Source organism: Amycolatopsis sp. lyj-90, from assembly GCF_046549035.1.
Classification (GTDB): domain Bacteria; phylum Actinomycetota; class Actinomycetes; order Mycobacteriales; family Pseudonocardiaceae; genus Amycolatopsis.
The window spans coordinates 292,648-305,806 of record NZ_JAJPWP010000008.1 but is presented as its reverse complement, the minus strand read 5'-3'; the positions used below and the strand labels follow the sequence as shown (position 1 = coordinate 305,806).

Below are 13,159 nucleotides of genomic sequence, written 5' to 3'. Positions count from 1 at the left end.
GCGACGTCGCGCCTTTACTGGCGACACCCTTTAACAACCGTCCATTCGGTCAGTAACTCACGAGGCGGTGCCTTGACTACCAACGCGGCCCACGCGATGTTCACCGGCGACCGGGCGTCGAACGCGCTGGGCATCGAGCTGATCGAGGCCGCCGAAGGGCACGCGGTCGCCTCCATGAAGATCACCGAGACGATGGTGAACGGCCACGACATCGCGCACGGCGGCTATGTCTTCCTGCTGGCCGACACGACGTTCGCCTGCGCCTGCAACAGCCATGGCCCGGTCACCGTCGCCTCCGGCGCGGAGATCTCCTTCGTCGCCGCCGGACGGCTCGGCGACCACCTCATCGCCACCGCCACCGAGCGGACCCGTTACGGCCGCAACGGCATCTACGACGTCACCGTGCACCGGGAGACCCCCGACGGGCCGGAGGTCGTCGCCGAATTCCGCGGCCGCAGCCGCACCATCCAGAAGGCATGACGATGACTTTCAGCGACGACGCCGAGAACCTGACCATCGACGAACTCCAGGCGCTTCAGCTGAGCCGCCTCCGGTGGACGCTGCGGCACGCCTACGACAACGTGCCGTTCTACACCCGGAAGTTCGACGAGGCGGGCGTTCACCCGGACGACTGCAAGACGCTGGAAGACCTGGCGAAGTTCCCCTTCACCACCAAGCAGGACCTGCGCGACAACTATCCGTTCGGCATGTTCGCCGTCCCGGAGTCGCAGGTCAGCCGGATCCACGCGTCCAGCGGCACCACCGGCAAGCCGACCGTCGTCGGCTACACCGCCGAGGACATCGACACCTGGGCGACGGTGATGGCGCGGTCGATCCGCGCGGCGGGCGGACGGCCGGGCGACAAGGTCCACGTGGCCTACGGCTACGGCCTGTTCACCGGCGGGCTCGGCGCGCACTACGGCGCCGAGAAACTGGGCTGCACGGTGATTCCGGCGTCCGGCGGGATGACCGCGCGCCAGGTGCAGATCATCACCGACTTCAAACCCGAGATCATCATGGTGACGCCGTCGTACATGCTCACGCTGCTCGACGAGTTCGAGCGGCAGGGCATCGACCCGCAGTCGAGTTCGCTCAAGGTCGGCATCTTCGGCGCGGAGCCGTGGACCGAGCAGATGCGCACGGAGATCGAGGAGCGCGTCGGCATCGACGCCGTCGACATCTACGGCCTGTCCGAGGTGATGGGCCCCGGCGTCGCGCAGGAATGCGTCGAGACCAAGGACGGGCTGCACATCTGGGAGGACCACTTCTACCCCGAGGTGATCGACCCGTTCACCGAGAAACCCGTCGACGACACCGGCGAACTGCTGTTCACCTCGCTCACCAAACAGGCGCTGCCGATCATCCGGTACCGCACGCGCGACCTCACCCGGCTGCTGCCCGGCACCGCGCGGCCGTCGTACCGGCGGATGGAGAAGGTGACCGGGCGCAGCGATGACATGATCATCCTGCGTGGCGTCAACGTCTTCCCCACGCAGATCGAGGAAGTCGTGCTGGTCACCCCCGCGCTCGCGCCGCATTTCCAGCTGATCCGGTCCACGAAGGGCCGGATGGACACCCTGACCGTCCGCGTCGAAGCACGCCCGGACGCGACGGCCGAGCAGCGCGACCAGGCCGCCGCCCGGCTCGTCGCCGGGGTCAAGGACGGGGTCGGCGTGAGCGTCGGCGTCGAGGTCGTCGACCCGGACACGCTGGAGCGATCACTGGGCAAGATGCGCCGCGTCCTCGACGAGCGGAACCGCGGGTGACCACCCCCGCCCGCCGGGGGCGCCCCGGTTACGACCTCGAGTCGCTGCTGCAGGTCGCGGTCAAACTGTTCAACGAACGCGGCTACGACGGCACCAGCATGGAGGACCTCTCCCGCAAGCTCGGCATCACGAAATCCGCCATCTACCACCACGTCCCGAGCAAGGAAGAGCTGCTGCGGCTCGCCGTCGACCGCGCGCTGAACGGCCTGTTCGCCGTCGCCGCGGAGACGGAATCCTTCGAGGGCAGGGCGATCGAGAAGCTGGAGCATCTGGTGCGGGGCAGTGTCCTCGTGCTGGTCGAGCAGCTGCCGTTCGTGACGCTGCTGCTGCGGGTGCGGGGCAACACCAAGATCGAGCGGGCGGCGCTGGCGCGGCGGCGCGAATTCGACCGGCTGGTGACGGAACTGGTGAAACGGGCCGAGACCGAGGGCGACGTGCGGCCCGACATCGATCCCGCGGTCACCGCGCGGCTGCTGTACGGCATGGTGAACTCGCTGATCGAGTGGTACCGGCCGCGCCGGGGTTCGGCGGGCACGGAACTGGCGGACGCGGTGTGCAAGATCGCTTTCGACGGCCTGCGGACCCAGTAGCCGTCGAGGCGGGCTGAAGGCCCCCTTCCCCTCATGCGACGCGGTGAAGGGCCCTTTCCCCTCGTCGGATGCGGGGAAAGGCCCCTTCAGCTACTCCCCCGCGGCTTGGGGCCATTGCCGCCAACCGGCGACGCAGCAGGCCCGTGGAGGATTCTCGAGTGCCCCCAATGCGGCATTGGAGTCGCTCAGTGTCCCCAATGCCGCATTGGGGACACGCTGCGCCGGATTCGCACAGCTGGCCCGCGAAAGCCTCTCGAGTACCCGAGCGGGTGTAGCGTGTCTACTCCCCCGCGGCTTGGGGCGGACGCCTCGCCTGCCAGATCAGCGCGTCCCGCAACTGCTGGATGAGCTGTTCGTCGTCGGCCTCCGACGGATCGACACCGAGCGGGATCCAGCGTTCGCCGACCTCGTCGCCGTTCTCGAAACTGGTGATCACGATCCCCGCGTACGAGACGCGTTCGTCTCCGCTGTCACCCTCGATCAGGACGTCGCGCTTCTGCAGCCGCACACTGACCCACCGGCCGACACGGCGCACCGGATCGCGTTCAGCACTGGTCATTCGTCCCTACCCATGACACCCGGTCCCCCCGCCCCCAACGTCGCCTCGAAGGCCCCAGGGGTTACCTGCGGGTTGTTCCGAATGAATAACGGCAGGCGCTCACCTGAAACGGTTACGCTCGGCCCATGAGCACCGATCCGGAAACCCGGCGGCGCCGCCTCGAACCGGCCGCCCGGCGTGCCGAGATCCTCGCCGCGGCCCGGCGGCTGTTCGGCGCGGGCACGTACGCCTCGATTTCGACCTCGGACATCGCGAAAGCGGCCGGGGTGGCCCGGCCGCTGATCAACCACTACTTCGGCGGCAAACGCGAGCTGTACCTGGAAGTCGTCCGGCAGATGATGATCGTGCCGGCGCCGGTGATCGAGAACCTGCCCGACACCTCCGCCGAAGAGCGGCTCGCGATCAGCGTCCGGCACTGGATCGAGGTCGTCGAGCGCAACGAGCAGGCCTGGCTGACCGCGATCGGCCAGGAGGCCGTCGGCCGTGATCCGGACATCGAGCGGATCATGCTGGAGGGTGACGAGATCGCCGCCGACCGCGTGCTCGCGGCCGCGCTGATGAGCGACATCACCGAAGGCCGTGAGGAACTCCGCGCGATGATCCGGTCTTACGGCGGGATGTTGCGCGCCGCGTCACGCGAGTGGCTGATCCGCGGCACGCTCGACCGGGAGGAACTTCGGGTCTTCCTCACCGATTCGATCCTGCACCTGCTGCGCGTCACCTACCCGGCCGTGCTCGCAACGCGTTCCGCCGGGCATAGGCCGCCGGCGTCATCCCCTTCCAGCGTTTGAAGGCGTAGATGAAACTCGACGCCTCGGCGTAGCCCAGCCGCAGCGCGACGTCCTCCACGCTGAGCGCCCCGGTGTCGAGCATCTCCTCCGCCAGCGCTTGGCGGACCTCGTCCAGCAGTGCCCGGTAGCCGGTCCCGGCCTCGAACAGCCGCCGTCGCAGGGTCCGGGGGCTGAGCGCGAGACGCCGCGCGACCTCCTCCATCCCGGCGTCGACCCCGCCGAGCCGCACCAGCCGTTCCCGCACCTGCTGGGCGATCCCGGACCGCTCCCGCTTCCGTGACACCAGCAGATCGCATTGCGCGGCGCAGACCGCGACCGTCTGGTCGTTGGCCTGCGGCAGCGGTCTGTCGAGGAAGACCGGGTCCAGGGTGGCGACGTGGGACGGCGCGGAGAACGATGGCGCCAGCCCGAAGGTCCGCACGTATTCGTCCACAGTGGAGGGTTTGTCGTGCCGGAAGGCCAAGGAGCGCAGGGAAATTTCCGGCAGGATGTCGCGCATGACGGTGTGGATGGCACCGAGATCGCGCAGGACGAGGAAGCGGGCGACGTCGCCCGGCACGCGGCTGTCGTCCATCGCCAGCGCGAGCCGTCCGGCCTCGACGGTCACGTGCGGGATGCAGAAGGTGAAACTCAGGTCCAGGTACCGCAGGGCGAAGCGCATCGCGTCACCCAATGTCGGGCTGCTGATGCAGGCGAAACCGAAGATGCCGAACGCGCTGACGCGGTACCGCCTGCTCAGCCGCAGCGCGATGTCGTCCCCGCCACCGAGCCCGCGGGCCAGCTCACGGACCACCGCGAGTTCCTGCCGGGCATCGACCTGGCCGTCCACGGGGGCGTGCTCGTAGGACTCCAGTCCTTTGATGCCGTTCTCGGCAGCGAAGCGGGCCATGAGCACGATGCTCGCCGTGCCGCGCGGGTAGTCCCAGTCCCGGATCACCGGCGGCGGTAGTTCCATGGCCGGGATTATGGATCCCCTGGCAACGATCGGCGCATTGAGGACCGTAACTGTCCTTGATCCTGTTTAAGGTGAGCCCCATGTCCGACACGTTGAGCAGGCGCGCCCTGAACCGCGCCATGCTGGACCGGCAGCTGCTGCTCCGGCGTTCGAAGATGACCGCGCTCGAAGCGGTCGAGCATCTCGCCGGGTTGCAGGCGCAGGCACCGAACCCGCCGTACTTCGCGCTCTGGACCCGCCTGCACGGCTTCCGCCAGGAAGACCTGGCGAACCTGCTGCTGGACAAGAGCGTCGTGCGGATCGCGCTCATGCGCGGCACGGTCCATCTGGTGACGCCGTCGGACGCGCTGGCGTGGCGGCCCATCGTGCAGCCCCTCTACGACCGCTCGGTGACCGGCAACACCCAGTTCGGCCCCGACATCAAGGACCTCGACCACCAGGAGATCGCCCGCACCGCCCGCAAACTGCTCAGCGAGCGGCCGCTTTCGGCGGCGGGTCTCGGCGCGGAACTGACGAAGCAGTGGGAGGGCGTGGCGCCGTCGTCGCTGGTGCACGTCGCGCGGGCGCTGCTGCCGCTCGTGCAGGTCCCGCCGCGGGGTGTGTGGGGCAAGTCCGGGCAGCCGACGTATCAGACCACCGGGGATTGGCTCGGCGCCGAACCGGACGCGACGCCGTCGCCGGAAGCGATGTTCCGGCGCTATCTGGCCGCGTTCGGCCCCGCCAGTGTCCAGGACGCGCAGGCGTGGGCGGGGATCACGAAACTCGGCGACGTCGCCGAGCGGCTGCGTCCGGAGCTGCGGACGTTCCGCGACGAGAACGGGCGCGAGCTGTTCGACCTCGAGGACGCGCCGCGCCCGGATCCGGACACTCCCGCGCCCGCCCGGCTGCTGGGGCCGTTCGACCAGACCGTGCTGTCCTACGCCGACCGGACCCGGGTGATCAGCGACGAGCACCGCAAGGTCGTCATCACGCAGAACGGCCTGGTCAAGGGCACCATCCTGGTCGACGGATCCGTGAAGGGTTTCTGGGAGATCAAGGCGGCGAAGAAGGCCGCTTCCGTGGTGATCACGCCGTTCGAGCGTGTCCCGAAGCGCGATCTCGACACCCTCGAAAGCTCCGCCCACCGCCTCCTGACCTGGGCCCACCCCAACGCCGAAACCCACACGGTGCAACTCGCGGGGAGGGGCGTGGCCGGAAATCTCGATTGAGTGGCCGCTCGTGTACTTCCGGACGGGGTGTGGGCTGCGTAACTTCGATCGGCATGGGCAAGACGAGCGTGCTGATCGTGGGGACGGGATTCGGCGGGGTCGGGACGGCGATCGAGCTCAAACGCGCCGGCTTCGACGACTTCACCATCCTGGAGAGCGCGGACGAGCCGGGCGGCGTCTGGCGGGAGAACACGTACCCGGGCGCGGGCTGTGACATCCCGTCGCCGCTGTACTCGTTCTCCTACGAGCCCAATCCCGACTGGCCGAAGCGGTTCTCGCTGCAACCCGACATCCACGAGTACCTCAAACGCGTGGTGCGCCGCTACGGGCTCGAACCGCACATCCGCTTCGGCACCCGCGTCACCGGCGCGGCCTTCGACGAGGACCGCGGGCTCTGGCGGGTCGAGACCGCGGGCGGCGAGACCTACGAGGCGACCGTTTTCGTTCCCGCCGTCGGACAGCTTTCGCGGCCGGTCCAGCCGGACATCCCCGGCCAGGACACCTTCGAAGGCGCCAGTTTCCACTCCGCGCGCTGGGATCACGACGTCGACCTGCGCGGCAAGAAGGTCGCGGTGATCGGCACCGGCGCGAGCGCGATCCAGTTCGTGCCCGAGGTCCAGCGCCAGGCGGGCGAGCTGACGGTGTTCCAGCGCACCGCGCCGTACATCATGGCCAAACGGGACACCCGCTACCGGCGCTGGCAGCAACGGCTGTTCCGGCATCTCCCGGCCACGCAGCTGCTCGGCAGGCTCCGGATCTTCCTGCTCGCCGAGTACGCGACCTACGCGATGACCGAACATCCCTTCCTGGCCAAGGTCTTCGAACTGCGGACGGCCCAGTTGCGCCGTCGTCACATCAAGGACCGGGCGCTGCGCGAGAAACTCACCCCGGACTACCCGCTGGGCTGCAAGCGGATCCTGTTCACCAACGAGTACTTGCCCGCGCTCGCCCAGCACAACGTCGCCGTGGAGACGCGGCACATCAGCGCGATCACGCCGTCCGGGGTGCTCACCGAGGACGGCGTCGAGCACGAGGCCGACGTCATCGTCTACGGAACCGGCTTCGCGGCGACGGACTTCCTCGGCGAGCTCAAGGTGGAAGGTCTCGGCGGCAGGTCGCTGTCCGACGCGTGGAAGGGCGGCGCGCGGGCGTACCTCGGCATGACCGTTCCGGGTTTCCCGAACCTGTTCTGCGTCTACGGGCCCAACACGAACCTCGGCGCGGGCTCCATCATCTACATGATCGAACGGCAGGCCCGCTACATCCGCCAGGCCGTCGAGCATCTCGCCCGGCCCGAGGTGTCCTATATGGACGTCGTACCGGAGGTCGAGCAGCGCTACGACGAGGAGGTCCAGCGACGGCTCGGCCGGAGTGTCTGGTCGGCCTGCGCCAGCTGGTACCGCCAGGAGAACGGCCGGGTGAGCACGAACTGGCCGGGCCTGGTGACCGAGTACGACCGTCGCACGAAGACGCTCGACCTCGGCGACTACCGGACGGCGGGACCGCGATGAACTACGACGTGCTGGTGATCGGCTCCGGGTTCGGCGGCAGCGTGACCGCGTTGCGGCTCACCGAGAAGGGCTATCGCGTCGGCGTGCTGGAGACGGGCCGCCGGTTCGCCGACGACGAGTTCGCGAAGACCTCGTGGCGGCTGCGGAAATATTTGTGGGCCCCGAAACTGGGCTGTTACGGCATCCAACGGCTGACCCTGCTGAAGAACACTTTCGTCCTGAGCGGCGCGGGCGTCGGCGGCGGCTCGCTCGTCTACGCGAACACGCTCTACGAACCCCCGGACACCTTCTACGAAGACCCGCAGTGGGCGCACATCACCGACTGGAAGGCCGAACTCGCCCCGCACTACGACCAGGCGAAACGGATGCTGGGCGTGGTGGAGAACCCACTGGTCACCCCGGCCGACCGCGTACTGCGCGAGGTCGCCGAGGACATGGGCATCGCGCACACCTACCGGCCGACGCCGGTCGGGGTCTACTTCGGCAAGCGCGACACCGACCCGTTCTTCGGGGGCGAAGGCCCTCGGCGGACGCCGTGCACGCACTGCGGTGAATGCATGACCGGCTGCCGGGTCGGCGCGAAGAACACGACCGTCAAGAACTATCTGTACCTGGCGGAAAAAGCGGGTGCGGAAGTCCATCCGCTGACCACCGCGGTGTCGGTGCGGCCGATCGACGGCGGCTACGCGGTCGACACCGTCCGGACCGGGCGCTGGCTGCGCAAACGCAAGCGGACCTTCACCGCCGGGCAGGTCGTGTTCGCCGCCGCTTCCCTGGGCACGCAACGGCTTCTGCATTCACTGAGAGATTCCGGCACGTTGCCGAACCTGTCGCCGCGGCTGGGCTTGCTCGCCAGGACGAACTCCGAGGCCGTCCTCGCCGCGCGATCCCTGCGCGACGACACCGACTTCACTCGCGGCGTCGCGATCACGTCGTCGATCCACCCGGACGCGGTGACCCATGTCGAGCCGGTGCGGTACGGCAAGGGCAGCAACTTCATGGGCCTGCTGACGACGGTGCTCGTCGATGCCGAACCCGGCAAGCGCCGCTGGGTACTGGGCCTGCGCGAACTGGCGCGGAACCGGCGGAACCTGGTGCGGCTGCACAACCCGCGCCGGTGGTCGGAGCGGATGGTCGGGCTGCTGGTGATGCAGACGTTGAACAATTCCGTGACCACGTACACGAAACGCGGGCTCTTCGGCCGCAAGATGACCACGAAACAGGGCATCGGCGACCCGAACCCCGAGTGGATCCCGGCCGGGCACGAGGTCACCCGGCGGGTGGCGGACAAGATCGGCGGGCTGGCGCAGGGCGCGTGGACGGATCTGGCGAACATCCCGATCACCGGGCATTTCATCGGTGGCTGCGCGATCGGCGACAGCTCCGAGACCGGCGTCGTCGATCCGTACCAGCGGGTGCACGGCCATCCGGGGCTGCACATCGCCGACGGTTCGGCGATCTCGGCGAACCTCGGGGTGAACCCGTCGCTGACCATCACCGCGCAGGCGGAACGCGCGATGTCGTTGTGGCCCAACAAGGGCGAGGCCGACCCGCGTCCGCCGCTCGGCTCGCCCTACCGGCGGCTGTCCCCCGTCACTCCGCTCAAGCCGGTCGTGCCCGCGACGGCTGCGGGAGCTTTGCGCCTCTGACCTGGAAGGGACGGGTGCCGTCGCCCGCGCGACGCCGGCACCCGCCCCGGTCTAGCGGATCATCACGGGAGGCCGGCCAGGCCCGCGCTCACCGTGTTCGACCACGCGTAGCCCTGGGAAGCGTCCCAGTTGATCGACCAGGTCATCGCGCCCCGGATCGTCGGGTACGTCGTCGTCGGCTTGAACGAACCGCAGCTCGTGCCCTTCGCCAGGCAGTTCAGCGCGTTGACCGTGTTGCCGGGTGCCTGGTAGCCGCCACCCGCCGCGGAACCGGAGGCGGGCAGGCCGAGACCGACCTGGTCGGCCCGCAGGCCGCTCTGCAGCTGGATGCAGGCCAGCGCGGTGAGGAAGTCGACCGTGCCCTGCGAGTAGACCTTCTGGTCGCAGCCGAGCATCGAGCCGCTGTTGTAGTACTGCATGTTGACGATCGTCAGGATGTCCTTGACGTTCAGCGCCAGCTTGAAGTACTCCGCCGCCGGGTTCTGCATGTCGATCGTCTGCGGCGCCATCGTGATGACCGTGCCGCCCGCCGCGTGGATGCTGCGGAGCGCCTGCGCCATGTAGGTCGCGTTGACGCCGTTCTCGAGGTCGATGTCGACGCCGTCGAAGCCGTAGGTCGCGATGAGCGACTTCATGCTGTTGGAGAAGTTCGTCGCCGCGGCCGAGGAGTCGACGCGGATCGTGCCCTTCTCACCGCCGACGGACAGGATGACCTTCTGCCCGCGTGCCTGCGCCGTCTTGATGTCGGCCTTGAACTGAGCGTCGGTGTAGCCGCCAAGCTGGCTCGACAGCCCCGAGTCGAGGGTGAAGGTGACCGCGCCCGGAGTGGCCGTCGCGTCGGCGAAGGACACCGCGATGACGTTGTACTTCGTCGGGACGTCGGCCAGCTTGAGGGCCTTCGCGCCGTTGTAGAAGTTCTGCCAGTACCCGGTGATCACGTGCTTGGGCAGGTCGCCGGGGTTCGGCTTGGTCGTCGTGGTCGTCGGCGAGCTCGACGTCGTGGTCGGCGAGGTGCTGGTGGTGGGCGACGACGTGGTCGTGGTGGGCGTCGTGGTCGGCGAGCCGCCGGGACCGTCGAGGTTGACGTCGTCCGCGAAGTACGCGGGCTGGCCGTACCAGCCGTGCAGGTAGATGTCGACGCTGGTGGTGGACGCGCCGGTGGTGAAGCTCAGCGAGAGCTGGCTCCAGCTGCCGGTGCCCGGGGTCCAGGTGTTCTTGTCCCCCGTCCCGGTGCCGGTGACGCCGAGGTAGGTGTAGCTGCCCTGCACCCACGCCGAGAGGGTGTACGCCGTGTTGGCCTTGACCGGCACGCTCTGCGAACAGCGGGCGTTGTCCTGACCGGCCGGGGTGGCGCTGAGCGCGCGGCTGCCCGAGTGGACCGGCGTGGTGACCACCGAGGACGCGCCGGTACAGGTCCAGCCGCTCGTGGTCCCGAGTTCGAAGCCCGGGTTGGTCAGGATGTTGGCGGCCGAGGCGCTGCCCGAGACCGCGAAAGTCACCCCCAGGCACACGGCCAGTGACGACAGCAGGGCGAGGAACGCGTGTTTCGGCTTGACTTTCACAGGTGGCCTCCACGAACGGGTGATGTCGGCCACATCAAAATGGACTAGACCAATACAACTGTCAAGGGTTCGGTTAGAGGAGGCCATACGAAAGTCGGCTCGGCGGAAGCGGCAGAATGCAGGGTCCGAGAGCACCCGAGGGCGGATTTCAGGAGCGTGGGAGTGAGCGTGCAGGGCCTGCAGACAGTCGAGCAGAAGATCGCCGAAGAACTCGGCGTGCGCGAGGGGCAGGTCAAGGCGGCCGTCGACCTGCTGGACGGCGGATCCACCGTGCCGTTCATCGCCCGGTACCGCAAAGAGGTCACCGGGATGCTGGACGACGCCCAGCTGCGCACACTCGAAGAACGCCTCCGCTACCTGCGGGAACTCAACGAGCGCCGGGTCGCCGTCCTGGATTCGATCCGGAGCCAGGGCAAGCTCGACGAGGCGCTCGAAGCGTCGATCATGGCGGCGGACACCAAGTCCCGCCTCGAAGACATCTACCTGCCGTACAAGCCCAAGCGGCGGACGAAGGCGATGATCGCCCGCGAGGCCGGTCTGGAGCCGCTCGCCGACGGGCTGCTGAGCGACCCGAACACCGACCCGCAGGCCGCCGCCGCGGTGTTCGTCGACGCCGACAAGGGCGTCGCGGACGCGCAGGCCGCGCTGGACGGCGCCCGCGCGATCCTCGTCGAACGCTTCGCCGAGGACGCCGACCTGATCGGCGAGCTGCGCGAGAAGATGTGGTCGCAGGGCCGCCTGGCCGCCAAGGTCCGCGACGGCAAGGCCGAAGAGGGCGCGAAGTTCTCCGACTACTTCGAGTTCTCCGAGCCCTACACCAAGCTCCCCTCCCACCGGATCCTCGCGATGTTCCGCGGCGAGAAGGAAGACATCCTCGACCTCTCGATGGAGTCGGAGGAGCCGTCCGAAGAGCCGAAGACCGGGCCGACCGACTACGAGACCCGCATCGCGCACAAGTTCGGCATCGCCAACGAAGGCCGTCCCGGCGACAAGTGGCTCGGCGACACCGTCCGCTGGGCGTGGCGCACGAAGATCCTGCTGCACCTGGGCATCGACCTGCGGATGCGGCTGCGCCAGTCGGCCGAGGACGACGCCGTCCGCGTGTTCGCCGCGAACCTGCGCGACCTGCTGCTCGCCGCCCCGGCGGGCACCCGCGCCACAATGGGCCTCGACCCGGGCTTCCGCACCGGCGTGAAGGTCGCGGTCGTCGACGACACCGGCAAGGTCGTCGGCACCCACGTGATCTACCCGCACCAGCCCGCCAACAAATGGGACCAGTCGATCGCCGAACTCGCCGCCCTGTGCGCGCGGCACAAGGTCGACCTGATCTCGATCGGCAACGGCACCGCGTCGCGCGAGACCGACAAGCTCGCCGGTGAGCTGATCAAGAAGCACCCGGAACTGAAACTGACCAAGGCCGTCGTCTCCGAGGCCGGCGCGTCGGTCTACTCGGCGTCGGCGTTCGCGTCGCAGGAACTCCCGGGCATGGACGTCTCGCTGCGCGGCGCGGTCTCGATCGCGCGGCGGCTGCAGGACCCGCTGGCGGAGCTGGTGAAGATCGACCCGAAGTCGATCGGCGTCGGGCAGTACCAGCACGACCTGTCCGAGATCTCGCTGTCGCGGTCCCTCGACGCGGTGGTCGAAGACTGTGTGAACGCGGTCGGCGTGGACGTCAACACCGCGTCGGCGCCGCTGCTGACCCGCGTCTCGGGCATCACGACGAGCCTCGCGGAGAACATCGTGGCGCACCGTGACGAGAACGGCCCGTTCAAGACGCGGACCGGGCTCAAGGAGGTCGCGCGGCTCGGCCCCAAGGCCTTCGAGCAGTGCGCGGGCTTCCTCCGCATCCCGGACGGCGACGACCCGCTCGACTCGTCCTCGGTGCACCCGGAGGCCTATCCGGTGGTGCGGCGGATCCTGTCCTCGACCGGGACCGACCTCCGCGCACTGATCGGCAACTCGCGGACGCTGCAGGCGTTGAAGCCGTCGGAATTCGTCGACGACACCTTCGGCCTCCCGACGGTGACCGACATCCTCGCCGAACTCGACAAGCCGGGCCGCGACCCGCGTCCGGCGTTCAAGACCGCGACCTTCGCCGACGGCGTCGAGAAGATCGGCGACCTCAAGCCGGGCATGCGCCTGGAAGGCGTCGTGACGAACGTGGCCGCGTTCGGCGCGTTCATCGACGTCGGCGTGCACCAGGACGGGCTCGCGCACGTCTCGGCGCTGTCGAAGAACTTCGTCAAGGACCCGCGTGAGGTCGTGAAGCCCGGCGACATCGTCAAGGTGAAGGTGCTGGAGGTCGACGTGCCGCGCAAGCGGATCTCGCTGACGCTGCGCCTGGACGACGAGCCCGGCCGTCCCGCCCGCGAGCAGGGCGGTGGCGGAGGTGGCGGCCGTGACCGCGGTCAGGGCGGTGGCGGCCAGCGCCAGGGCGGGCAGCGTCAGGGCGGCGGCAACCGCGGCGGTGGCGGCGGCAACCGCGGCGGGAACTCCGGCGGCGGGGGCGGCTCGCTGGCGGACGCGCTCCGCAAGGCCGGCTACGGCAAGTAGCTCTCAGAAGTACGT

General features: G+C 68.8%; 11 protein-coding genes. 8 read left to right on the top strand and 3 right to left on the bottom strand.

The window, feature by feature from the left end:
• Positions 1 to 96 precede the first annotated feature (96 nt).
• Genes paaI through ACLJPX_RS30295 form a run of 3 tightly spaced genes read left to right on the top strand, consistent with a single transcriptional unit; the run spans position 97 to position 2,356 of the window.
• Complete coding sequence (gene paaI, locus ACLJPX_RS30305) at positions 97 to 480, top strand: hydroxyphenylacetyl-CoA thioesterase PaaI (RefSeq protein ID WP_101605714.1); 384 nt, start codon at positions 97 to 99, stop codon at positions 478 to 480.
• Complete coding sequence (gene paaK, locus ACLJPX_RS30300) at positions 477 to 1,766, top strand: phenylacetate--CoA ligase PaaK (protein ID WP_410603891.1); 1,290 nt, start codon at positions 477 to 479, stop codon at positions 1,764 to 1,766. Before paaI ends, paaK begins: the two co-directional genes overlap by 4 nt.
• On the top strand, positions 1,763 to 2,356 hold the full coding sequence (locus tag ACLJPX_RS30295; RefSeq protein WP_101605712.1) for a TetR/AcrR family transcriptional regulator: 594 nt from the start codon (positions 1,763 to 1,765) through the stop codon (positions 2,354 to 2,356). Before paaK ends, ACLJPX_RS30295 begins: the two co-directional genes overlap by 4 nt.
• Positions 2,357 to 2,636: 280 nt before the next feature.
• Here the strand turns inward: ACLJPX_RS30295 and ACLJPX_RS30290 are convergent, their stop codons facing one another.
• Positions 2,637 to 2,915: a hypothetical protein gene (locus tag ACLJPX_RS30290; RefSeq protein ID WP_410603889.1), complete on the bottom strand. Its 279-nt coding sequence runs from the start codon at positions 2,913 to 2,915 to the stop codon at positions 2,637 to 2,639.
• A 125-nt stretch (positions 2,916 to 3,040) separates the two neighbouring features.
• Here ACLJPX_RS30290 and ACLJPX_RS30285 point away from each other — a divergent pair, with 125 nt between their 5' ends.
• Positions 3,041 to 3,706: a TetR/AcrR family transcriptional regulator gene (locus tag ACLJPX_RS30285; protein WP_410603887.1), complete on the top strand. Its 666-nt coding sequence runs from the start codon at positions 3,041 to 3,043 to the stop codon at positions 3,704 to 3,706.
• Here the strand turns inward: ACLJPX_RS30285 and ACLJPX_RS30280 are convergent.
• Complete coding sequence (locus tag ACLJPX_RS30280) at positions 3,633 to 4,661, bottom strand: AraC family transcriptional regulator (protein ID WP_101605709.1); 1,029 nt, start codon at positions 4,659 to 4,661, stop codon at positions 3,633 to 3,635. The two genes, ACLJPX_RS30285 and ACLJPX_RS30280, sit on opposite strands and share 74 nt — an antisense overlap.
• A gap of 80 nt (positions 4,662 to 4,741) precedes the next feature.
• Between ACLJPX_RS30280 and ACLJPX_RS30275 the strand changes: the two genes are divergently transcribed.
• The 3 genes from ACLJPX_RS30275 to ACLJPX_RS30265 are packed head-to-tail and all read left to right on the top strand — an operon-like array spanning position 4,742 to position 9,029.
• On the top strand, positions 4,742 to 5,869 hold the full coding sequence (locus tag ACLJPX_RS30275; RefSeq protein ID WP_410603885.1) for a winged helix DNA-binding domain-containing protein: 1,128 nt from the start codon (positions 4,742 to 4,744) through the stop codon (positions 5,867 to 5,869).
• Between the two features lie 53 nt (positions 5,870 to 5,922).
• Positions 5,923 to 7,380 carry a flavin-containing monooxygenase gene (locus tag ACLJPX_RS30270; RefSeq protein WP_410603883.1) on the top strand — a complete coding sequence of 486 codons (1,458 nt, stop codon included), beginning with the start codon at positions 5,923 to 5,925 and terminating at the stop codon, positions 7,378 to 7,380.
• Positions 7,377 to 9,029, top strand: a complete 1,653-nt coding sequence (locus tag ACLJPX_RS30265; protein WP_410603881.1) for a GMC oxidoreductase — start codon at positions 7,377 to 7,379, stop codon at positions 9,027 to 9,029. Before ACLJPX_RS30270 ends, ACLJPX_RS30265 begins: the two co-directional genes overlap by 4 nt.
• A 62-nt stretch (positions 9,030 to 9,091) precedes the next feature.
• Here ACLJPX_RS30265 and ACLJPX_RS30260 read toward each other — a convergent pair whose 3' ends face one another.
• Complete coding sequence (locus ACLJPX_RS30260; RefSeq protein WP_410603879.1) at positions 9,092 to 10,591, bottom strand: chitinase; 1,500 nt, start codon at positions 10,589 to 10,591, stop codon at positions 9,092 to 9,094.
• Between the two features lie 162 nt (positions 10,592 to 10,753).
• Between ACLJPX_RS30260 and ACLJPX_RS30255 the strand changes: the two genes are divergently transcribed.
• Complete coding sequence (locus tag ACLJPX_RS30255; RefSeq protein WP_410603877.1) at positions 10,754 to 13,144, top strand: Tex family protein; 2,391 nt, start codon at positions 10,754 to 10,756, stop codon at positions 13,142 to 13,144.
• Positions 13,145 to 13,159 lie beyond the last annotated feature (15 nt).

Bases quoted from the DNA above. Each gene is read 5' to 3' on its own strand.
- paaI (WP_101605714.1), top strand. From the start codon at position 97: ATGTTCACCGGCGACCGGGCGTCGAACGCGCTGGGCATCGAGCTGATC.
- paaK (WP_410603891.1), top strand. From the start codon at position 477: ATGACGATGACTTTCAGCGACGACGCCGAGAACCTGACCATCGACGAA.
- ACLJPX_RS30290 (WP_410603889.1), bottom strand. From the start codon at position 2,915: ATGACCAGTGCTGAACGCGATCCGGTGCGCCGTGTCGGCCGGTGGGTC.
- ACLJPX_RS30285 (WP_410603887.1), top strand. From the start codon at position 3,041: ATGAGCACCGATCCGGAAACCCGGCGGCGCCGCCTCGAACCGGCCGCC.
- ACLJPX_RS30280 (WP_101605709.1), bottom strand. From the start codon at position 4,661: ATGGAACTACCGCCGCCGGTGATCCGGGACTGGGACTACCCGCGCGGC.
- ACLJPX_RS30275 (WP_410603885.1), top strand. From the start codon at position 4,742: ATGTCCGACACGTTGAGCAGGCGCGCCCTGAACCGCGCCATGCTGGAC.
- ACLJPX_RS30270 (WP_410603883.1), top strand. From the start codon at position 5,923: ATGGGCAAGACGAGCGTGCTGATCGTGGGGACGGGATTCGGCGGGGTC.
- ACLJPX_RS30265 (WP_410603881.1), top strand. From the start codon at position 7,377: ATGAACTACGACGTGCTGGTGATCGGCTCCGGGTTCGGCGGCAGCGTG.